At 41.3% G+C, this 23,922-nt stretch carries 16 protein-coding genes; 12 read left to right on the forward strand and 4 right to left on the reverse strand.

The window, feature by feature from the left end; all coding sequences use genetic code 11:
* Positions 1 to 104 precede the first annotated feature (104 nt).
* The 5 genes from aspS (at position 105) to HPE56_RS16120 (ending at position 5,943) form a co-directional block, all read left to right on the forward strand.
* A complete protein-coding gene (aspS, locus tag HPE56_RS16100) occupies positions 105 to 1,862 on the forward strand; it encodes an aspartate--tRNA ligase (protein WP_188244773.1) in 1,758 nt (585 codons plus the stop codon).
* Positions 1,846 to 3,618, forward strand: coding sequence for an APC family permease (locus HPE56_RS16105; protein WP_188244774.1), 1,773 nt, complete (start codon positions 1,846 to 1,848; stop codon positions 3,616 to 3,618). Before aspS ends, HPE56_RS16105 begins: the two co-directional genes overlap by 17 nt.
* A gap of 5 nt (positions 3,619 to 3,623) precedes the next feature.
* Positions 3,624 to 5,411 carry a chloride channel protein gene (locus tag HPE56_RS16110; RefSeq protein WP_188244775.1) on the forward strand — a complete coding sequence of 596 codons (1,788 nt, stop codon included), beginning with the start codon at positions 3,624 to 3,626 and terminating at the stop codon, positions 5,409 to 5,411.
* Complete coding sequence (locus HPE56_RS16115; RefSeq protein WP_188244776.1) at positions 5,408 to 5,659, forward strand: hypothetical protein; 252 nt, start codon at positions 5,408 to 5,410, stop codon at positions 5,657 to 5,659. The genes HPE56_RS16110 and HPE56_RS16115 overlap by 4 nt, the downstream gene beginning before the upstream one ends.
* Before the next feature lie 89 nt (positions 5,660 to 5,748).
* Positions 5,749 to 5,943: a cold-shock protein gene (locus tag HPE56_RS16120; protein WP_188244777.1), complete on the forward strand. Its 195-nt coding sequence runs from the start codon at positions 5,749 to 5,751 to the stop codon at positions 5,941 to 5,943.
* 72 nt (positions 5,944 to 6,015) lie between these two features.
* Here the strand turns inward: HPE56_RS16120 and HPE56_RS16125 are convergent, their stop codons facing one another.
* Positions 6,016 to 6,465 carry a nucleoside deaminase gene (locus HPE56_RS16125; RefSeq protein WP_188244778.1) on the reverse strand — a complete coding sequence of 150 codons (450 nt, stop codon included), beginning with the start codon at positions 6,463 to 6,465 and terminating at the stop codon, positions 6,016 to 6,018.
* Between the two features lie 75 nt (positions 6,466 to 6,540).
* Between HPE56_RS16125 and HPE56_RS16130 the strand changes: the two genes are divergently transcribed.
* Both HPE56_RS16130 and HPE56_RS16135 read left to right on the forward strand, forming a co-directional pair.
* The gene (locus tag HPE56_RS16130; protein ID WP_188244836.1) at positions 6,541 to 8,313 is read left to right on the forward strand and encodes a 1-deoxy-D-xylulose-5-phosphate synthase; all 1,773 of its coding nucleotides are present in this window, start codon (positions 6,541 to 6,543) and stop codon (positions 8,311 to 8,313) included.
* Positions 8,291 to 9,412 (forward strand): DUF3078 domain-containing protein, encoded by a 1,122-nt coding sequence (locus HPE56_RS16135; protein WP_223170350.1) that lies wholly within the window; start codon positions 8,291 to 8,293, stop codon positions 9,410 to 9,412. The genes HPE56_RS16130 and HPE56_RS16135 overlap by 23 nt, the downstream gene beginning before the upstream one ends.
* On the opposite strand, the gene dgt is transcribed toward HPE56_RS16135, so the two are convergent.
* Complete coding sequence (dgt, locus tag HPE56_RS16140; protein ID WP_188244838.1) at positions 9,409 to 10,752, reverse strand: dGTP triphosphohydrolase; 1,344 nt, start codon at positions 10,750 to 10,752, stop codon at positions 9,409 to 9,411. The two genes, HPE56_RS16135 and dgt, sit on opposite strands and share 4 nt — an antisense overlap.
* Positions 10,753 to 10,952: 200 nt before the next feature.
* Between dgt and HPE56_RS16145 the strand changes: the two genes are divergently transcribed.
* From HPE56_RS16145 to HPE56_RS16155, 3 genes are all read left to right on the forward strand, one after another.
* Entirely contained in the window at positions 10,953 to 13,823 is a 2,871-nt protein-coding gene (locus HPE56_RS16145) for a TonB-dependent receptor (protein ID WP_188244779.1), read from the forward strand.
* 48 nt (positions 13,824 to 13,871) lie between these two features.
* Positions 13,872 to 16,823, forward strand: a complete 2,952-nt coding sequence (locus tag HPE56_RS16150; protein ID WP_188244780.1) for a beta strand repeat-containing protein — start codon at positions 13,872 to 13,874, stop codon at positions 16,821 to 16,823.
* A gap of 182 nt (positions 16,824 to 17,005) precedes the next feature.
* Positions 17,006 to 17,389, forward strand: a complete 384-nt coding sequence (locus tag HPE56_RS16155; RefSeq protein ID WP_188244781.1) for a carboxypeptidase-like regulatory domain-containing protein — start codon at positions 17,006 to 17,008, stop codon at positions 17,387 to 17,389.
* A 71-nt stretch (positions 17,390 to 17,460) separates the two neighbouring features.
* On the opposite strand, the gene HPE56_RS16160 is transcribed toward HPE56_RS16155, so the two are convergent.
* Entirely contained in the window at positions 17,461 to 17,814 is a 354-nt protein-coding gene (locus HPE56_RS16160; RefSeq protein ID WP_188244782.1) for a toxin-antitoxin system YwqK family antitoxin, read from the reverse strand.
* Positions 17,815 to 18,083: 269 nt separating this feature from the next.
* Between HPE56_RS16160 and HPE56_RS16165 the strand changes: the two genes are divergently transcribed.
* A complete protein-coding gene (locus HPE56_RS16165) occupies positions 18,084 to 19,289 on the forward strand; it encodes a porin (protein ID WP_188244783.1) in 1,206 nt (401 codons plus the stop codon).
* Positions 19,290 to 19,496: 207 nt separating this feature from the next.
* Positions 19,497 to 21,764 (forward strand): inorganic phosphate transporter, encoded by a 2,268-nt coding sequence (locus HPE56_RS16170; protein ID WP_188244784.1) that lies wholly within the window; start codon positions 19,497 to 19,499, stop codon positions 21,762 to 21,764.
* Positions 21,765 to 21,796: 32 nt separating this feature from the next.
* Here the strand turns inward: HPE56_RS16170 and HPE56_RS16175 are convergent, their stop codons facing one another.
* Positions 21,797 to 23,563: a Na/Pi cotransporter family protein gene (locus HPE56_RS16175; protein WP_223170351.1), complete on the reverse strand. Its 1,767-nt coding sequence runs from the start codon at positions 23,561 to 23,563 to the stop codon at positions 21,797 to 21,799.
* Positions 23,564 to 23,922: the final 359 nt, after the last annotated feature.

The following is a 23,922-nucleotide window of genomic DNA, read 5'->3' on the forward strand; positions in this document are numbered from 1 at the left end:
TGCCCCCCTTATCCACAATTAACAATTTTAGAAAATCGAAGAACTAAAATAGCCTATAGTCGCTTATACTTAGTAAATTTGCATTTTTAAAATAAATTCGATAGATGTACAGAAGTCATAACTGCGGGGAATTAAGGGAATCACACATTGACAAGGAAGTAACATTGGCCGGTTGGGTGCAAAAAACCAGGGACAAGGGTTTTGTTGTTTGGGTAGACCTTCGAGATCGTTTCGGTATTACCCAGTTGATATTTGATGAGGAAAGAACTTCCCAGGAACTTTTGGAACAAGGAAGGAATTTGGGTCGTGAATTTGTGGTCCAAGTAAAAGGGACTGTCATCGAAAGGGCTTCAAAAAATGCCAATATCCCTACAGGAAACATAGAGGTCCTGGTCAAGGAACTAACCATACTCAATACTTCCAAAACCCCACCATTTACTATTGAGGACAAAACGGACGGTGGTGAGGACCTAAGAATGAAATATCGTTATTTGGATATTCGTAGAAATCCGGTCAAAGAAAACCTCATTTTTAGGAGTAAGGTATCTATGGAGGTGCGAAATTACCTATCAAAAGAAGGTTTTATTGAAGTAGAAACCCCTTACCTTATAAAATCGACTCCAGAAGGCGCCCGTGATTTCGTCGTGCCCAGTCGTATGAACCAAGGGCAGTTTTACGCCTTACCACAGTCACCCCAGACTTTTAAACAATTATTGATGGTCGGTGGCATGGATAAATATTTCCAGATCGTGAAATGCTTTAGGGATGAAGACCTTAGAGCGGACAGACAACCTGAATTTACACAAATAGATTGTGAAATGGCCTTTGTGGAACAAGAAGACATCCTCGATGCCTTTGAAGGGTTGACACGACATTTATTAAAAGAAATAAAAGGAGTGGAAACCTCTAAATTTCCACGAATGACCTTCGACGAGGCCATGGCCAAGTACGGTAATGACAAACCGGACATCCGTTTTGGGATGGAATTTGGCGAGATGAACACCGTTGCCCAACATAAAGATTTCAATGTGTTCAATACTGCGGAATTGGTCGTGGGTATAGCGGTTCCTGGTGGTGCATCTTACACCCGAAAGGAAATCGATGCATTGGTAGACTGGGTGCGCCGACCACAGGTGGGCGCCAAAGGCATGGTTTATGTAAAATGCAATGAAGACGGTTCGTTCAAATCATCGGTAGATAAGTTTTATGATCAGGAAGACTTAGCCAAATGGGCTGAGGCTACTGGAGCAAAGGCCGGGGATCTGATATGTGTGCTCTCTGGGGACGCAAACCCAACCAGGACCCAATTAAGTGCTTTGCGTATGGAACTTGCAGAACGTCTTGGCCTTCGCAAGAACGATGAGTTTGCTCCTCTTTGGGTCATCGACTTCCCATTGTTGGAACTTGATGAGGAAACCGGGAGATACCATGCGATGCACCATCCTTTCACCTCTCCAAAACCTGGACAGATGGAACTGTTGGAAACCGACCCAGGTGGCGTTAAGGCGAACGCTTATGATTTAGTACTGAATGGAAATGAAATAGGTGGTGGTTCTATTAGAATACACGATAAGGAAATTCAAAGTACCATGTTCAAACATTTGGGCTTTACCCCCGAAGAGGCAAAGGCACAATTCGGGTTTTTGATGGATGCCTTCCAGTACGGCGCTCCACCACATGGTGGAATAGCATTCGGTTTAGATCGTTTGGTCGCTATATTAGGAGGTCAGGAAACCATTCGTGACTTTATCGCATTCCCTAAAAACAATAGTGGCAGGGATGTTATGATCGATGCCCCTGCCGTGATTGACCAATCACAATTGGACGAGCTCAATTTATTGATTAATGACCGTAAAAACTAAAATCCATAAGAAGCTTAATGAACTGGAATCAACGGCCATTTGTGGTAATGACATCAGTTCATCGGTTTTATATGTCTCGGCCCTGGCCATAGCATTTGCCGGCCAATACGCCTGGATTACCTTACTCATAGTATCCGTAGTCCTGTTTTTATTTCGAAAGATTTATGGGGAAGTTGTAGGCGCCCTTCCGCTCAACGGGGGTACATACAACGCATTACTGAATACCACGAGTAAATTCATGGCCTCTTTTGCCGCTACCCTGACCATATTATCCTATATGGCCACAGCAGTCATTTCTGCCAATGAGGCCATGCATTACCTACATCATCTCTTACCTTCAATGCCCATAATCATTGCAACCATATGTCTTTTAAGCGTGTTTGCGATTTTGTCTATCATCGGCATTACGGAATCGGCCAAAGTCGCCATTGGGATTTTCGTTTTCCACCTTGTTTCATTAACGGCTTTAACGGCCTTCATCGTTGTGTTTTTGTTTCATAACGGCATTGGTACTTTTATAGATAATTGGAACTTCCCTACGAATGAAAACGGCATTTTAATAGCTATTTTTTTAGGTTTTTCCGCTTCGATGCTGGGCGTCTCGGGTTTTGAGAGTTCTGCAAATTTTATTGAAGAACAGCAAAAAGGTGTTTTTCCAAAAACATTGAAAAACATGTGGGTTATCGTCAGTGTCATAAACCCCTTGATGGCCGTATTTGCCTTGGCTTTATTTGCCATGCCTGTATTACAAAGTAGTGAGTATCAAAATACACTTTTGGTGGAAATGGCTTCGCACGTTGGTGGTGACTGGGTAGCCTCACTGATTTCCATTGATGCCTTCTTGGTATTAAGTGGTGCCGTATTAACGAGTTTCGTTGGGGTTACAGGATTATTGGAAAGAATGACATTGGACAGGATCATGCCACAGTTCTTTTTAAAGAAGAATAAAAAGGGAAGTTCGTATCGTATTATTATCATGTTCTTCATATTAGCGGTTTCCGTTCTTCTCATTACACATGGTGAGGTAACCTTGCTGGCAGGGGTCTATACCATATCCTTTTTATCCGTTATGGCCTTATTCGGTATCGGGAATATTATGCTTAAAGTCAAAAGAGCAGCTTTACCAAGACCGGAAAAAGCCTCATGGCTCTCGGTTTTTGTAGCGATAATCGCAGTATCTATTGCGCTCATCGGCAACATTATTATTGAACCGGCAGAAGGGCAAGCCAGTAATTTGGCCGTCTTCTTGGATTACTTTATCCCATTTATCATCTTTATTATGGTTATGTTGAACAGAACCCTTGTACTACGGTTACTGTTGAATTTTATACACTATATTTTTGACCCATTGCGCAAATTGGTTTTTAATGCGGATAAAAAGATCCTATCTTTCATCAATGAGATAAACAATCAAGAGTTTGTCTTTTTTACCAAAGGGGATAGCATAGCGACATTGAATAAGGTAATGTTGTATATTAAAAAAAATGAACATACCAAAAAAATAAAGATAGTCCACGTACAGAAAGAAGGTGAACCATTGCCTAAAAACCTGGCTTTGGAAATTGACATTCTAGACCGGGAATATCCTGAAATAAAGGTTGATTTTATAATCGAGAAGGGTGTATTCAGTCCTAAATTAATTCAAAGCCTTTCCAAAAAATGGAATATTCCCGTAAATTTTATGTTTATTGGTTCCCCGAGTGATAAGTTCAATTACAAAGTTGAACAACTCGGAGGAGTACGATTAATCATATAGCCCAAATGCAACAAAAAAAGAAACTATTTACCAAACTCCTTATATGGCGGGCTAAATATATAAGCGAACGCCAATTCATATACATCCTTAGTATATTGGTCGGTTTTACTTCGGGAATAGGGGCTGTGATCCTTAAAAACCTAACCCACTTCTACCAACATCTGTTGGAAGGGAACTTGGTACGCGATTACCACCATGCTTTTTACTTTGTTTTTCCACTTATCGGCCTGGTTTTAGTGTATCTCATTATAAAATATGTAATTCGCAACAAAGTAAGCCACGGCATTCCCTCTACCCTGTATGCCATATCAAAGCGAAAGGGCATCATGAAAAGATATCAAATGTTCGGGTCTATATTGACTGCCCCGTTAACCGTAGGTTTTGGTGGATCTGTGGGTCTCGAGGGTCCTTCGGTAGCCACAGGGGCCGCTATCAGTTCAAATATAGCACGTTTGTTCCATATGAATCAATCGTCTCGGAACTTATTGATTGGTTGTGCCGCCGCCGGGGCATTGTCCTCGATTTTCAAGGCTCCTATTGCAGCGATCATCTTTGCTATTGAAGTCTTTAGCCTCGATTTGACCATTGCCTCAATGATTCCCCTATTGTCGGCATCGATCTCTGCAATAATCACTTCCTACTTCTTTCTAGGTGATGATGTTTTATTACCCTTTAAGATTGAGGACAGTTTCGAGATTGCTGATGTTCCCTTTTACATTATCCTAGGGCTTGGCGCTGGTATTACCTCAATTTATTTTACAGAAGTGTATACCAGGGTGCAGAAATTCTTCGACAAACTGGGCTCTCCGGGCAAACGTTTGCTGATTGGGGGTATAAGTATAGGGGTCTTGGTATACTTTATACCTCCGTTATATGGTGAGGGTTTTGAAGTTATAAACAATTTGGTAAAAGGCCAACCTGGAAATTTTCTAAATGACAATATATTTAACCTGGACCTCACTAATGTATGGACCTTGATTATGTTGTTGGGTGGCTTGGTCATCTTTAAGATCTTTGCAACTTCCATTACCTTTGGGGCCGGTGGTGTCGGTGGTATTTTCGCCCCTACCCTCTTTATGGGCAGCATAATGGGCAATTGTATCGCCAAAATCATAAATAATATAGAATTTTTCAACTTCAAGGTCTCCGAGAGTAATTTTACATTGGTAGGCATGGCCGGACTAATGGCCGGTGTACTTCACGCACCGCTAACAGCCATTTTCCTTATCGCCGAAGTAACCGGGGGCTATGAGCTTTTTATCCCTTTAATGATCGCTTCGGCCATATCGTACCCCATTGCAAAATATGTCCACCCCCATTCGGTTTACAACATGCAGTTAGGACGAAAAGGGGAATTGATAACACACGACAAAGATCACGCCGTCCTTACCCTTATGGATATTGACAAGGTCATAGAAAATAATTTTGTGATTATACATCCTGAAATGACCTTGGGTGATATTGTACATAAGGCTGTGGTAAAATCGAGCCGTAATATTTTCCCCGTCTTGAATAAAGACGGGAAATTATTGGGGATTATCCTTTTGGATGACATTCGCCCGGTCATGTTCAATCAAACACTTTATGACAAGGTCATTGCCCATGACGTGATGCATTCACCCCCGGAAACCATCAAATTGGAAAAAGATAAAATGACCGATATTATGGATAAATTTCAAGACAGTGGCGCTTGGAACCTACCCGTACTCCGAGATGGCAAGTATGTGGGATTCATAACCAAATCAAAGCTACTGACCGCCTATCGCAGAAAGTTGATTAATTTTACCAAATGAAATATGTTGTAATTCTTATCGTAATCGCCTCATTGGGTTCCATTCTCTATGGATTTAGTATTCATGAAGAACAGGTTACCTTGGGCAAAAAATATATCGGTTTCGGTACCGTTGGTATTTTCTTGGTGGCAATGCCAATATTTCTTTACAAGGAAAGCCAAGGAAAAAAGATGAAAGATTATATGCTGACCGAGGAAAATATCAAAAAAATGCGGGGAGAAGAGTCCGAAAAGGCTGAAAACCAATGATTAACACCCATATTCACGTAAATATTTCTTTGCGTCTGCCATAAATATTTTAAATTAGTGTACTAATTATCTTATTAATACCAATTGGCATGACAGGTACAGTAAAATTTTTCAATGAATCCAAAGGATATGGATTCATAACAAACGACGAGACGGGAAGCGACATCTTTGTACACGCAACAGCGTTGAATGGTGTTGAATTAAAAGAAGGTGACAAGGTAGAATACGTAGAGGAAGAAGGAAGAAAAGGATTGGTTGCAGGCCAAGTGCAGGTAATCGGTTAAAACATTCCAATACTGATTGTATTGAAGCCCCAGCACATAAAATGTTGGGGTTTTTTATTTTCATAATCCCGCTTAATTCAGGTTTCTACGTTCAACAAAAAACCTTTTCAACAAATCCGAGGCTTCCTTTTCCAAAACACCCCCCAATATTTTTGTCTTTGGATGCAATTTAGTCCCCATGGCCTTATACCCCCGCTGGGAATCCCCAGCCGCATACACAATTTTTGATATTTGACTCCAATACAGTGCCCCAGCGCACATCTGACAAGGCTCTAAGGTAATATACATGGTGCAATCCTGAAGGTATTTTCCGCCAAGGAAATTTGCTGCAGCGGTAATCGCCTGCATTTCGGCATGGGCCGTAACATCATTCAGTTGTTCTGTTAAATTATGGGCCCTGGCAATAATCCTATCATGTATCACTACGATCGCTCCAATGGGCACTTCCCCTTTCTCATAGGCCATCTCTGCTTCTTGCAGGGCTTTTTTCATATAATAGGTATCATCAAAAAGTAAATCCATAATATCAAAAATACGCTTTTGGAAGTACAGAAAATAATTGTCACATATGATTTTCCCGTACATTTGCCATCTGTCATGAAACTACTGGATAAAATACAATTTCCCAAGGACCTTCGTCAATTAAAAAAAGACGGGTTACCCCAACTTGCCAAGGAATTACGGGAATTCATCATCGACATTGTTTCTGTCAAGGAAGGACATTTAGGGGCTAGCCTAGGTGTGGTTGAACTGACAATAGCCCTGCACTATATATTCAACACCCCCGAAGATAAATTGGTATGGGATGTGGGTCACCAAGCCTATGGCCATAAAATACTTACGGGACGAAAGGATATTTTCACCACAAACCGACAATTGGGGGGTATTAGTGGCTTTCCAAATAGAAAGGAAAGCGAATACGATGACTTTGGAACAGGGCATAGCTCTACGGCCATTTCCGCTGTTTTGGGCATGGCTATCGCCTCTAAACTCAAAGGCCACCCACACCGTAACCATATTGCCGTGGTCGGTGATGCCTCTATCGCCAGTGGAATGGCTTTTGAAGGGTTAAACCATGCTGGGGTCACCGATGCCAATATATTGGTGGTACTCAATGACAATGCCATAGGTATCGATCCCAGCGTAGGTGCGCTTAAGAAATATTTGACCAATGTTAAAAAAGGAACCGCCAAGGATGAGAACATCTTTGAATGCTTGAATTTCGCCTATTCAGGTCCTATCGATGGTCATGATCTTCCCCTCTTACTACAAGAGCTTGAACGATTAAAAGCAGTCACCGGCCCTAAACTGCTGCATATCATCACGACCAAAGGCAAAGGTTTGCAAAAGGCGGAAGAAAACCAGGTTACCTACCATGCTCCTGGAAGGTTTGACAGAATCACCGGGGAGCTTCAGAAAAAAACCGATTCGGAACTCCCACCAAAATACCAAGATGTTTTTGGGCATACCTTGGTAGAACTTGCCAAGAAAAATAAAAACATCGTAGGAATAACACCGGCCATGCCAACGGGAAGTTCCCTAAAATTCCTAATGGATGAAATCCCAGACAGGGCCTTTGATGTAGGTATAGCCGAACAACATGCCGTTACCTTGGCCGCTGGTATGGCCACCCAAGGTCTCATTCCTTTCTGTAATGTATACTCCACTTTTTTACAAAGGGCCTATGACCAGATCATACATGATGTCGCCCTACAGAAATTACCTGTAATTTTTTGTTTGGACAGGGCTGGATTAGTAGGACAAGACGGGGCCACCCATCATGGGGTTTTTGATATCGCCTATTTGAGCTGCATACCGAATTTGATTATTTTTGCACCCATGAATGAGCGCGAACTACGGAATATCATGTATTCGGCACAATTGGGACTTGATCAACCCATAGCCATAAGATATCCTAGAGGACGTGGTGTTACCATCGACTGGCGCTCCCCATTTCAAAAGATTGAAATCGGGGTTTCCGAAGAAATAAAAAAAGGCACGAAAATTGCAGTGCTTTCCATCGGTCATATAGGCAATTTGGTAAAAAATATTATTGCCGAAATGCCGAAAACAGAAAAAATAGGGCACTATAATATGCGCTTTATCAAACCTATGGACGAAAAACGGCTCCACTATATTTTTACCCATTATTCACGGATAATAACCGTGGAAGACGGCTGCAAAATAGGTGGGTTTGGCAGCTCAATTACTGATTTCGCCAACAAAAACGACTATTTGACCAAAGTCGATATCCTAGGCATCGACGATCGTTTTATCGAACATGGCACTATTGACCAACTTCAGGGAATAGTGGGTTTAGACGGTGCTTCAATCAAAAAACATATTAATGAAACCCTTAATGAACTGTAAGATTTTGCAAAAATTATTTTTCGCCCTTGTTTTTATCACCTCTTGTATTTCGGCATATGGCCAGGATTCCATCCCTGAAAGCTACCCCTTGGATTCAACATCCATTGACACCGTAGTTATTAGAAGAACTTTGGTCAAAATCAAAAATATACCAAGGAGTGCAAATTTGACCAACCCCGTAATCAGCTTCAATAAAACGAAACCTTTAAAAAATAAGCCCAATAAATTTAGGGTTCCTTCATTTTGGACCAAAATCAATCGTTTCGGTATCAATTTCAGTGAAGTCGCCTTTGTGAATTGGAACGCTGGTGGGCAAAATTCGGTCTCAGGATTGGGCAATCTGCGTTTTGAACGAAATTATAAATTCCGGTATATCCAATGGGACAATTACCTTGAACTTCGATATGGATTAAATGCCCAAGAAGATAGAAAACTAAGAAAAACCGATGATGCCATTAAGATAAGTTCAACTTTCGGGTATCGCCGCGATACCATTACCAATTGGTATTATTCGGTAAAAGCCAATTTCAATTCCCAGTTTTCCAACGGTTATAAATATCCGGACCGTTCCAGTCCAATTTCAAGATTTATGTCCCCTGGATATTTCTTTTTAGGTGCCGGTACTTCCTTTATCACTGTAAACCAAAAATTCAATCTTTATATTTCCCCTTTAACCCAAAAGGCAACCTTTGTGTTGGACCAGGACTTGGCCGACAACGGTTCCTTCGGTGTAAAAAAAGCAGTTTTAGACGCTAACAACGAAGTCATTACCCCTGGGGAAAATTCCTTTATTGAATTAGGTTTTCTTATCACCAACAAATGGGAGACCGATATTGTCAAAAACGTTGGTCTGCGGCATGATTTAAGTTTATATACCGATTATCTCTCCAGTTTTGGAAATATTGATGTCGACTGGGAATTAAACCTGACCCTTAAGGTCAATAAATTCATGACCACCAATATTGGTACACATATGATATACGATGATGATATTCTTTTTGATCGTATCGTAGATGCCAATGGTAATGAAACCGCGGCCGGAAGACCCAAAATACAGTTTAAACAATCGTTGGGCGTTGGGATTACTTATGAGTTCTAAAGTTGTTTCCCCATAATCTTATTATGCATGTGAACGGCGGCACTATCCGACAAGCTGGCTACATAACAACAGGTATTCAACAAAATTTCATAAATTGGTTTATCACTGTGTTGATAGAACCCGGGCAACATCTTTATCACCAGTTGATCATAGTTGGAGGCCTTACCGTTATGCGTCCTGATCAAGGCGGTGGTATACACATCCAAAAGATCGGAAATAATCCTATACCCGGCAATTTCCTTTTCGAGCACGTCCTGCGATCTATAAATCTTATTTACGCTCAAGGCAATGATATCATCAATTTGGGCGGTATACTTGCTTTTGTCCAAAAGGGCTACATCAAAAGTACCTGCTAAAATGGCCTCTTCGTTTGCAACGAATACATCTATCGCATCACTGATCAGCGTACTAATGGCCAATGCCCGTAAATAACTGAGGCGATCCTCTTTATAGGCCAACTTATTATATTTTTTGGTATTGATGCGGTCTTTCACCAATTTTATCAAATACTCCAAGGCATAGTCCTCAGAGATCAACCCTAGGTTAATTCCATCCTCAAAATCTATGATGGTATAACAGATATCATCGGCAGCCTCTACCAGAAATGTCAAAGGGTGCCTCGAAAAGGAAATATCCTTGCCTTTTCGAGTCTGGTTAAGTCCCAGTTCGTCAGCAATGGCCACGAAAGCCTGTTTTTCCGATTGAAAAAAACCAAACTTCTTGTCCGCAATATGTTTGGTTGTTTTTTTTGGTAACGATTCTTTGGGGTATTTCATAAATGCACCTAGGGTAGCATAGCTTAATCTGAGTCCACCCTCAACCCCTTCCCGGGATTCGGTCAAAAGTTTTAAACCATTGGCGTTACCCTCAAAATCAATAATATCCTGATATTCTTTTTCGGATAGGGCTTCTTTGTATCGTGCCCCCTGACCAGTTTTAAAATATTCGCCAATAGCCTTTTCCCCACTATGTCCGAAAGGAGGGTTTCCAATATCATGGGCCAACGCCGCCGCCGCAACAATGGCTCCAAAATCATTGAACTGATAACCATGAACATCCTTCAAATGCGGATGCTTTTCCAAAATCTTTTTTCCTGCTACCCTACCCAAACTTCTGCCTACTACAGAGACTTCAAGACTATGGGTAAGCCGTGTATGTACAAAATCGGTCTTTGACAGGGGTATAACCTGGGTTTTATCCTGTAAACTCCGAAACGCTGATGAGAAAATGATACGGTCATAGTCGACCTCAAAGCCCAAACGGGTCTCATCCTGTTCTTTTCGTAATCTTTTATTGACATCGCCATAACGGCGTAAAGAGAGTAATTGTTCCCAATTCATTTTATACGGATAATTATCGGCAAGATACGTTTTTTTCAAAGCTCCCCTATAGTAGGTCGCACATCTATTCACTTAACACTTAGTTAATCTAGTAACCTTTAAATAACCCTAACATATTTAACATTTAACATAGGGCTAACCCGGCTTTTACATGCCCACAGTTTATTTGCAGCGGTATTTAATAATAGAGAAAATCAAACATGAGAAAAATTATTTTTAGTCTACTTTTATTGACTAGCGTTTTTTTAAGCGCACAAGAGACAGGAAGTATTGCCGGTACACTTACCGACACCGAAATGAACAACGAACCGCTACCTTTTGCGAACGTTGTCATTAAAGGAAGCACCAAAGGAACTACTTCGGATTTTGACGGACTTTACGAAATTGGAAATCTTGAACCGGGCACCTATACAGTGATCTTCAGTTTTCTTGGGTATGAAACCGTAGAGATCCCGAATGTAAAGGTTGAAGCAAAGAAAGTTTCCACCATAAATGTGCCGATGGCAACTACCGGGGTAGCCTTGGAAGGGGTAACCGTAACCACAATAGCCCGAAAGGATTCTGAAACGGCGCTTTTGATCGATCAGAAAAAAGCTATTGCAATCAAGGAAAGTATTGGTGCCGTGGAACTCGGTAAAATCGGGGTTTCCGATGTGGCATCGGCAACCACTAAAATTTCCGGCGTGTCGAGTAGTGAAGCTACCGGCGATGTATTTGTTCGCGGTCTTGGTGACCGTTACCTATCCACAACACTCAATGGACTTACGGTGCCTTCGGATGATGTTGAAAAGAAAAACATTGACCTGTCCCTTTTCCCCACCCGCGTAATACGAAATGTAAGTATCAGTAAAACCTATGCTGCCCAATCCTCCGCGGATCAATCCTCTGGCACCATAAACATAAGTTCCAGGGAACTTGTTGGTTCCTCGGAATTAGGGGCAAATCTTTCTACAGGAATCAATTCGAATGTGGCCAAAAGTGGTGTATATGACAATTTTAAGATTTCACCCAATCAAAGTGATGTGACCTTTGGTTTTTACAACTCGAACAGAACCATACAACAACAAATTACCCAACAAGGTTGGAATACGAGAACACAGGAAAACCCCATGGATTATTCATTTTCGATGATTGCAGGAAAACGGATAAAAGACAAGCTATCCATCTTTTTTACAGGTTCCCACTCGAGGTCTTATGAATATCAACAAGGACTCTTTCGCCAGTACAGGTCCAACTTCGTTGATGACACCATTACCGATGCCACAACCTATAGCAATAAAATCGTCAACACGGCCTTATTGGATATGACGTTCCTAGCCAATGACAAGAACAAGATCAAATCGAGCACTTTCTTTGTAAATAAAATAAGTGAATCTGTATTTGAAGGCGGGCGAAATGGGGAAGCCACGATTTTTGAAGAGACTGCCCCCTCTGAAGGTCTTTTTCAATTCGTAAGGGACCAGAACACCAAACAGACACGTTTGTTGGTCACACAGCTTATGGGGTCTCATGGGATTGGCGACAACAATACTTTGAAATGGGCAGGGGGATATAATATCCTAAATGCTGATGAACCGAACAGGATCAGAAACGAAGTGAACTGGGACCCCAACAATGTTGAACCTGACTTTGATGTTCAACTTGGTAGAAATGGTGGTTTTCAGCAAAGAAAATCGAGTCAATTTATTGAGGATATCGAATACAACGGCTACATTAAGGATGTTCTGGATATTATCAAAGAAGATGATAATGAAAAGACGTTCAAGGTCGAATTGGGCGTATCCTACAGAAACAAGAAACGTGATTTCAGTTCGGAATTCGTAGGTGTCGAAGAAACCTCCACCAATGCCGTTAATCCGTCTTCAATCGATAACATTGGAAGTATCTTTCAACAATCCAATTTTGATAACGGCCTGCTCGAACTTAATTTATTGGGGTCAAACGCCAACGATGAACGCAAAGACATCTATACAGGGGAGTTGGACTCAAAAGCGGCATTCGCAGATTTTAACGTTGGTCTGGAGAAATGGAATTTCAATGCCGGTCTTCGGTTTCAAAAAGATGGGATAAAAGTCAAGTACGATATAGGAAACCTGTTCCCAAGGGAAGGGGAAAGCTTTCAAGAATACAACAATCTGTACCCAAGTCTTAACATTAAATATGCGCTCAACGAATTACACGCCTTAAGGCTTGCCGTTAGCAAAACCTTGACCCTTCCTGAATTCAAGGAGGTCTCCCCTTTTGAATATGTATCACCAACGAGTCAGGTAATCCGTGGTAATGTAGATCTTAGGGCCTCCAAGAACTTAAATTATGATATTAAGTGGGAATACTTCCCTTCACCCACCCAATTGATTTCCGCCTCCATCTTTTATAAAGACATTTCAGACCCTATCAACAAAGTAAGGGATAGAGGGTCTGCCGGCGTGTTCTCATACTTCAACTCCGCAGAAAAAGCAGAAGTATTCGGACTTGAGGCCGAAACCAAGGTAGACTTGATCAAACCAACCATCAATGAAGAAGATGGTACCCCTAGTGGTCAAAACTTGAACATGGTATTCAATGCAACACGTATGTGGCATTCACAGGATTTAAAAGAAATATACAAGGACGATGGGACATTATTGAGAACCTTTAGGTACAAGGGTATTGAAAAAACAGACCTACAGGGTGCCGCTGACTGGATTTTCAACACAAGTCTCAATTATAATACAATAGGCCAAAACCCCTTCTCCGCTTCCTTAAATGCCAACTACGCCTCAGACAAGATTTATGCCTTGGGTGTACCTACAGACCAATCGAATCGAGATATCTTTTATGATGATGCCATTATAGAAAAAGGATTTGTGGTACTCAATGCTGTTATCAGTAAAATGATTGCCAAAAAATGGAAAATAACCCTAGTGGGTAAAAACCTCCTAAACCCGGAAATAGAACAAACACAGCGTATTTTGAAAAATGTCGCTGAAATAGCCTCGGACCCCACTGCCGAGCGAATTGAAGTTGATGAGACCGTAAGTTCCTACACGACCGGTGTTGGACTAAGCTTAGGTCTCAGTTATCGTTTTTAATGAATCACAAACAACACTAAATATCTAACAAATTCTAAATCAAATAGTATGAAAACGAAAATTTTAAGATTAACAATGGGTCTAATGGCCATTACCTCCTTGTTTCTTACAAGTTGTAGTAGCGACGACGGAGGCACCGATCCAGGAGCAGAAGCCACCTGTTCCGATGGCAAAATGAACGGGGATGAGACCGGCATCGATTGTGGTGGTTCTTGCACCGCTTGTGAAGACACCAACCTTACGGGGTCATTAACTGAAGATAGGACTTTGGATTCCAGTAAAACTTATACCCTTACCACAACCTTTAGTATTGAGTCCGGAGCTACACTTACGATCCCTGCAGGTACTAAAATTATTGCAGACGTAGAAAGTGGGGATGAAACAAGTACTTATATCGTAGTTCAAAAAGGAGCCAAAATCGATATTCAAGGTACTTCCTCAAATCCGGTCGAGATGACCTCTGAGAATGAATCTGCCGGTGACTGGGGTGGTTTGGTAATCGCTGGTAATGCAACCACTACCGAAGGTAGCGATGCTACTGCCGAGGTTGGCCAAATAAAATACGGGGGTAGTACAGATACTGATAACTCGGGTTCTATAAGCTATTTAATCATACGATATGCCGGCGCCCAAATCAATCCCGATTCACAGTACAACGGACTTACACTTTATGCCGTAGGTTCCGGGACAACTATAGACAATGTTGCCTTGATAGACGGTAAGGACGATGGTGTTGAATTCTTCGGCGGTACGGTTTCCGCTTCTAACTTTTACTTGGAAAACAATGAGGATGACGCTGTAGACTGGACAGAAGGTTGGAATGGTACTTTGACCAATACCTATGTTGTACATACCGTAGAAGGTTTCTCTACCGCCGTTGAAGCCGATGGTGAAAATGGAAATCCAACATTGGCCAACTTTACAGCGGTTTCCACTGTTGGTGGTACGGCCTTACAGTTTAAAAAGACTTCCGGCGCAACAATCACTGGCCTTTCATTGGCCGGGTACGATACTACCGTCGACATGAAAGATGCCGGTCCTTTGGCCAACGTACAAATAGATGGGGCCGACGCTAACCCTGAATTAAGCTACATAGCAACCCCTTCAGTTGACATTGAAAGATTTGCTTGGGTTAATTCCGCAACAAACGTAGAAACTTCAGTTTTGACCGGCTCTTTGGCAAATGAACTTACTTTGGATGCCGGCACCAAATACTTTCTAGACAAAACATTCAGTGTTGAGGCTGGTGGTAAATTGATCATTCCTGGCGGTACGGAAATTGTTGCCGATGTTGAAAGCGGTGATGAAACAAGCACCTTCATTGTTGTTCAAAAAGGTGGTGAGATCGATATTCAAGGTACAGCGTCAAATCCAGTTTTAATGACTTCAGCCAACGAAAATCCTGGTGATTGGGGTGGATTGGTAATCGCTGGAAATGCAACAACAACGGAAGGTACCGATGCCACTGCCGAAGTTAGTCAAATTAAATACGGGGGCACCGATGACAGCGACAGCTCTGGATCTATAAAATATTTGATCATCAAATATGCCGGCGCACAGATCAATCCTGATTCACAGTACAACGGCCTTACACTTTATGCCGTGGGTTCAGGCACAACGATTGACAACGTTGCCATGATCGATGGTAAGGACGATGGGGTTGAATTCTTCGGTGGAACGGTTTCCGCATCAAACTTCTACTTGGAAAACAACGAAGATGACGCAGTGGACTGGACAGAAGGTTGGAATGGTACTTTGACCAATACCTATGTTTTGCATACGATTGAAGGATTCTCAACTGCCGTAGAAGCGGATGGCGAAAACGGAAATCCGACCTTGGCCAATTTTACAGCGGTTTCCACTGTTGGTGGTACGGCCTTGCAGTTTAAAAAGACTTCCGGTGCTACTATCACCGGTCTTTCATTGGCCGGATACGACACTTCCGTCGACATGAAAGATGCCGGTCCTCTGGCCAATGTACAGATTGCAGGTGCCGATGCAAATCCAAGTTTGCCATATATCGCAACACCTACTGTTGACATAGCAAGCTTTGCCTGGGTGAATTCGGAAACAAAAATCGAAACAAGTGTATTATCTGGAAGCGTTACTTCAGACTTGACTTTAGATGCGGATATTACCTACTACCTAGCCCAAACTTTGAGCATTGAGTCAGGAGCTACATTAACCATTCCAGCAGGAACCTCGATAATCGCCGATGTCGAAAGTGGGGATGAAACCAGTACGTATATCGTTGTTCAAAAAGGTGCTAAAATCGACATACAGGGCACTGAAGCCAGTCCAGTAGTGATGACTTCATCCAATGAAGCCCCTGGTGATTGGGGTGGATTGGTAATCGCCGGGAATGCGACAACCACTGAAGGCACTGATGCAACTGCAGAGGTGGGACAGATTAAATATGGGGGCACGGTAGATACCGACGATTCCGGTTCTATCAGTTATTTGGTCATCAAGTATGCAGGTGCGCAGATCAACCCAGACTCTCAATACAATGGCCTTACGCTTTATGCCGTAGGTTCAGGAACAACTATCGAAAATGTCGCCATGATCGATGGTAAGGATGATGGCGTTGAATTCTTCGGTGGAACTGTTTCAGTTTCCAATTTCTACTTCGAGAACAACGATGATGATGCGATTGATTGGACAGAAGGCTGGAGTGGTACTTTGACCAACGCCTATGTTCTACATACAAATGCCGGTTTCTCAACTGCAGTTGAAGCTGACGGTAGTAACAACAATCCGAAACTCGTAAACTTAACTGCAATTTCTACCCAAAACGGTACTGCATTACAGTTTAAAAAGACTTCTGGAGCAACCATAACCAATCTCTATCTTGAAGGTTATGCTACTTTGGTTGACTTGAAAGACTCCGGTCCTTTGGCCAATGTACAGATTGATGGTGCCGATGCTACCGTCGCTGGTCCTTATAACTCAGGAACAAAAGTTGACATTACTCTGTTTGATTGGGCTACTGGAAACTAAGCCACAATTAAATACCACTGAAAGCCCTGACGATACCGTCGGGGTTTTCTTTTTTGCACTACATCCGTGGGCGTTTTAAATACAAGTCAACCTGAAAGATATTCACCTAAACCCTTATATATAACCTTCCCATAACATTCAATTAACCTTGGTCCGTTTTATTTGCAGTGAATTTTTGACCTATGAAGAAACTGACTTCTATACTTGCACTATTTATTACCCTTGGTGTTTGTGCCCAAGAAAAAGGCGCTATTTCCGGAAAAATAATGGACTTGGAAATCGAAAACGAACCCATGCTATTGGCAAATGTGCAAATTAAAGGGGGTTCCAAAACAACACAGACCAATTTTCATGGGAATTTTGAATTGAAAGACATCCCCGTAGGGCAACATACTTTAATCGTTAGCTATGCCGGTTATGAAAAATTAGAGATACCCGTACAGGTCGAAAAAGATAGGATTGCAGAAGTTAATGGCGGTTTGTCACAGAAATCATTATTTGGTAATGATCTGGCCATTACTAAAACCACGCAAAAAGAATTTACTAGAGGGCCAAGTTTAAGGTAAGACGCATATTTCATATAAAAAAACATCCCGCTTTTGGCGGGATGTCTTCGTTTTGATTGGTTAAATTATCATCAGTTTTTTGCTAGTCCTTCTTTTTTAACACCGTCGACACTAGCAATCTCGTTATTGCTATATCTTACTTCCTTCATTTGATCACCGACCCAAAATGTCCATTTCCCCACTTTACGCCCATTTAAATAGGCGCCTTCAGAAATCTTTTTACCTTCTTCGTTAAAACTTATCCATTCCCCATGTAACTTTCCTTCAAGGTTAAAAGTCCCTACCTGACTTACGATTCCATTGTCATGAAAATAAGTAGCTTCAATCAATTCGGTTTCTTCATTTAAACCGACCTTATTTTCTTGTTGGGCAGATGCAAATGTCGTTGCCAATAGTACGGTTAGGAGTAATATAATGTTTTTCATGATCGATCTTACTTGTAATGACTAATACGAAGATACGTTTTTTTTACCTTCACTTAACGTTTTCTTTACATTAAAAACGATTGCCCTATGACTTCTTTATTCCCCAATCACCCATAAAATGGGCCCATTGAACCAAATAACCCATTGCAATTCCCTTTTACAAGTACCACAATAATGGACTCCTTTTTCCGTCAAATCCATTGCTTAACGTTTAGAAAACATTATCTTGACACGGTATGGCATCCATACCGTGCAAAACCATTAACCCAATGACCTTCAGACATTTAATTGTATTGTTTGTTTTCTTAGGGACCGTTATTTCCTATTCCCAAGAGACAAATGCGCCTAAATTTGGCAAAGGCCTATTCAACCTTGTTGGAAAAGACAGTACGTGGAGCATGAAAATCGCTGCACGTATGCAGTTTCTCTCAACCAATACGTGGAATAAGGGTGATGACGATAATTGGGTTGATCCAGAGCAAAATTTTCTGGTTCGTAGGGCACGACTAAAATTCAATGGATTTGCCTATACGCCAAAACTTAAGTACAAAATCGAACTGGGACTATCCAACCGTGATATTTCAGGTGCCTCCACCTATACTAGTAATGCCCCTAGATATATCCTCGATGCCGTCATTATGTGGAATTTTTATAAAAATTTCGAATTATGGGTGGGTCAGACCAAACTGCCCGGAAACATTGAGCGTGTCATTTCTTCAGGAAACCTGCAACAGGTAGATCGATCTTTGGTCAACAGTAGATTTAATATTGACCGTGACCAAGGAATTCAATTACGGCATCATTTCTATGTAAAGGACAACTTTTTGATTCGGGAAAAATTCGCCATCTCCCAGGGGGAAGGAAGAAATATCACCAGTGGTAATTTGGGTGGACACCAATATACCACGCGTTTGGAATTATTGCCTTTCGGAACGTTTGAAGGGAATGGGGAATACAGTGGCAGTGACCTACAAAGGGAAACGAATCCGAAGTTAATGCTTGCCGCCACCTATGACAGTAACCAAAATGCAGTAAAGACCAGAAGCAACCAAGACTCCTATATGACCAATGATACCGGTTTTTACGAAACCAATATCAATACTTTCTTTTTGGATGCCATGTTCAAGTATCAGGGCTTTTCATTAATGGGTGAATATGTACATCGGGATGCCAAGGATCCCATCGCTAAAAATTCGGATGGCACATTAACGGGTGATGAAGTGCAAGTGGGCCATGGACTTAATCTACAAACAGGATATCTTTTCCGTGGCAATTGGGAAGTGTCTGGCAGGTACACCGAAATCAACTTGGACGAGGCCATTACAGGAAGAAATCCTGAAACCCAATATACTCTTGGTTTTTCTAAGTATATTGTTGGTCATAAACTGAAGGTTCAGACCGACTTAAGTTATTTGTCTGTAGATGGTGGATCGGACGAGATCATGTATCGCTTGCAATTAGACGTTCATTTTTAATTTAAAAAAGGGATACGAATATAAAAGTTTAAGTGATTGAAGATGTTTTCCTGAAATCCATTTCACATCCAAAATGTGGAAATCGTTTTATTGAAATATTTTTTATCCGCAACATATAGTATTGATTTAACATATTCATAACATTTTGGTAACTTTAGACCATGGGGTTAAGGCTATGTTTACGCCGTTACTTTCAAAAGTTCTTTTATGGATAACATTTACTTTTTAATGATCATTGCACTGGCCATTTTAGCCATAGCGGATCTCGTTGTGGGGGTTAGTAATGACGCCGTTAATTTCCTGAATTCCGCACTTGGTTCCAAAGCCATCTCCTTTAAAACCATAATGATCGTGGCCAGTTTGGGTATCGCATGTGGTGCTGTATTCTCCAGTGGGCTAATGGAGGTTGCCAGAAAAGGTATTTTTGTGCCAGGGGAATTTATGTTCAGTGAAATCATGATCATATTCATGGCCGTTATGATCACCGATATTCTCTTACTCGACTTTTTCAACACCTTGGGCATGCCTACCTCCACGACCGTATCCATTGTTTTTGAATTACTAGGTGCAGCAGTTGCCATGGCCCTTATAAAAATAGGCATGGATGGCGGTTCATTTTCAGAGGTCGTGAACTATATCAATACAACCAAAGCTACCGAAATTATACTGGGTATTTTATTGTCTGTGGTTGTCGCCTTCTCGGTCGGGGCCTTGGTCCAATATGTATCCCGTCTTTTGCTATCCTTCAACTTTGAAAAAAAAGCGAACTGGGTAGGGTCTGTATTTGGTGGATTCGCCTTGGCAGCGATCACCTATTTTATCTTTATCAAAGGATTGAAAGGAACGGATTATTATGCTGAAATCAAACCCATGATCGAAGGCAAGACTGCTATTATCATTGCCCTATGCTTTGTAATTTGGTCCCTTCTATCCTATGTTGTCATTGCCGTTTTTAAAAAGAGTATATACAAACTTATTATTGCGGTAGGAACTTTTGCCTTGGCATTGGCCTTTGCCGGTAATGACCTTGTTAATTTTATTGGCGTACCTATTGCCGCCTATCAATCCTATGAGGCTTGGGTCATCTCAGGAGTACCAGCCAACGAATTCGCTATGGGCGTTTTAGGCACAAAAGTACCCACCCCTACCACTTTTCTTCTTGGTGCCGGTTTGATAATGGTCTTGACGTTATGGTTTTCGAGCAAGGCTAAAAAAGTAGTGAAAACCTCCATTGACCTTTCTAGTCAGGCAGAGACAAAAGAACGTTTTAATCCAAATTTCTTGTCCAGAACCTTGGTCAGAACTACGATATTGGCTGCAAAATATACGGCAACCGTTATTCCGAATTCCCTTCAATCCCGTATAGACCAACAATTTTCGAAACCCGTTATCAAACTCCCAAAAGGCAAGGAACATGAACTTCCTGCGTTCGACTTGGTGCGGGCCGCTGTCAACCTCATGGTAGCCAGTGTACTTATTTCGATTGCGACATCAATGAAACTACCTTTATCAACCACTTATGTGACCTTCATGGTGGCCATGGGTTCTTCCTTGGCCGACAGGGCATGGGGTAGCGAAAGTGCCGTTTACAGGGTAGCCGGGGTACTTAACGTCATTGGTGGATGGTTCTTTACCGCCCTGTGTGCTTTTATTGCTGCAGGGACTGTCGCCTATTTGATCCATTTGGGCGGTAGCGCCATGATTGCGGTCTTATTATTATTGGCCATTTTACTATTGACACGGAACTACATAAAACACACCAAGAAATCAAGGGAGGTTAAAGCTGAGGACAGTCTGAGCAGGGCGGAGAGCCAATCTATCCATGGTGTTATAGAAGAAAGTGCCGATAACATTTCCAAAGCGCTAAGGCGGGTAAGTAAAATAAACCAAATTACCATAAATGGGTTGATCAATCAAGATCTCGATGCGTTAAAAAAGGCGAAAAAGACCGTAGTAAAACTTGAAAATGAAATAGAGGAACTTCAGAATGATATTTTCTATTTCATCAAAGACCTGGACGACTCCTATTTAGGGGCCAGTAAATTCTATATCGATGTTATCGGAAGCATTCAAGACGTTGCGCAATCATCTAGCCTGATAGCAAAAGTCAGCCATAAACATGTTAACAACAACCATAAGGCCTTAAAGAAAAAACAAGCTGAGGAATTGTTGTACATCAACGAGAAATTGGTGCACTTATGTTCTGAAATAGGTAAAATATTCGATGCGCGTTCCTTTTATGATATAAAACCCAATATTATCCAAGAAAAACAGGATTTGTTGGCCTATGTTAAAGAATCCATCCAAAAACAGGTAGAACGCACAAGGTTTGAGGAATCGAGTCCTAAGAACACGACACTCTATTTTAGTATTTTATTGGAAACCAAAGACCTTATCAAAGCGAACATGAATATTCTAAATCTTTATTTTGAAGAGCATAGAAATAGCACATTAGGTCAGGAACCGATAGATTGAAAATAAGAAAAGACCCCAAAAACAATAGCTTTTTATTTTCGAACCGTCAACAAGGTATCGGTTTCCCCATATAACAACTCCGCCACTTCGATAAGTTTTTTGACAATGTCGTTAACATGATCGTTGTCATTTACCAATGAAGAAGCCATATCAACGGTTATCATATTGTTCCGAATCAGTTTGTTTATCGATTTTGTGCTTTGATGCTTGCCCTTTCTAGCTTCCTCCTTAAGTACCAATAATTTTGAATACTGGGCTTCCCGGTCCACTTCCTTTCTGAACAAATAGATAACGCGTAAAACTTTTACGATCTTCTTTCTGAACTTATCATACTCTTTACGAATATACTTATTGTCAGAATTTAGATAATACGACACATTCCTACCCAGTTCACGAACATCCTCTATAATCTCTACCATCTTGCGACTTGCGATCCTTATCTCGGATAACCGCGTATTCTGCACCTTGGTCATCTTTAAGTCACTCTGTGCCGTAGTAGCATATCTTATGATTTCGCCATAGATGGTTTTTACCTTGCTCGAATACAATTCCCTTACATTGGTTTTAAAATCCTCCTTAGAGTCCTTTACAACCTTATTTACAGCAATGTTGGATTTAATCGCCTCCCTATGGATATTAAGTCCATGGGCTACGATTTCAAAAATTGCATTTTCGTACAAATACTTTGCCTCATTCATCAATGTTACGATTACGCCAGAGGGAAATTGTAGTACGGTCTCGTTCAAAAACTTGGGTTCGTCGATATCCTGACCCACCTTTTCCTTAAAGAATACCAGTAAAAAGTGTTCCAATTTTTTAATGAAAGGAATCATGATAAGTACCCCGAGAATATTGAAGATAGTATGGAAAAGAGCTAGTTTCAGGGTATAATCGGTAGTGGCTATCCCTACCACTTCGGACAATATATTAACTAAATCCGCCAATGGATAAATAAAGACCAGTGCCACCAAACCCGTCACGAGATTGAAAACCAAATGCGCTCCTGCCAACCGTCTTCCAGCCACATTGGATCCCAAGGATCCCAAAACCGCGGTGATGGTTGTACCCACATTCGCCCCAATGGCCAATGCCAAGGCATTTTCATATTCGATCTGGCCTGCGGACAATGCGGCCAAAATCAGGGCCAAGGTGGCACTACTCGATTGTAGTATGGTGGTAACCAATATTCCCAGACCTGTATACACCACCACTCCCCAAAACCCGGGAATGGCATATTGGGTCAAATCGATATAGGCTTTGAAAACATCAAAACCCTCTTTCATGTAGTGTATGCCCAAAAAGAAAAAACCTAAGCCCGCCAGGACATTGCCCAAACCCTTAAATTCAGCCTTCTTTTGAAAAGAAAAAACAATCCCGAATACGAGCATGGGCATCGCCAAAGCGGAAATCTGCAATTTCAATCCAAATGCAGCGACCAACCAAGCCGTGGCCGTAGTACCGATATTAGCCCCGAAAATCAACCCAATACCACCGTTTAACGTAATCAAACCCGCACTAATGAACGAAATGGTAATTACCGAAACCAAGGAACTCGATTGGATTAAAGCCGTAACCACGGCCCCAACACCAATACTCTTATATAATTTATGGGTAGCCCGTTTTAAAAGATTTTGCAGGGGGCCTTTGGTAAAGACCCTAAAACCTTCTTCCAACATGATCATCCCAAATAACAGGATGGCCACACCTGCCCCTATGGTCTTTAGATTGGAATTAATCAACAAAAGCACTGCCAATATTCCCAGCAAAATATAGAACAACAATTTTTTAAACAGCCCCATGCCCATGTATATTAACAACTTTGAAAAATCAGGGAATATAATCAATGGTTGAAAAATCGCAAATACCACGACCATCAATTTCTATGAATCCCTGGAAACCACTATAAAACCCTTGGATCGCAAGAGACGATATTACCCTTAAGTAAATATAATGTTAATTTTATGTTATTCGAAAAGACCGGATTCTTTATCCAAATGGGGATAAAACCAGTTTCTATTGATCATCTTTTTCATTATCCCCGAAAATATAGATCAAGAATCAAAAAAAACAGGAAATCACTAAAAAGAACAAAATACAATATGAACTGAAATTCATAACGTTAAGATCACATTTGCCCATAATATTTACACTACGTTTG

The sequence above is a fragment of the Maribacter aquimaris genome (genome assembly GCF_014596745.1).
Taxonomy (GTDB): Bacteria; Bacteroidota; Bacteroidia; order Flavobacteriales; family Flavobacteriaceae; genus Maribacter_A; species Maribacter_A aquimaris.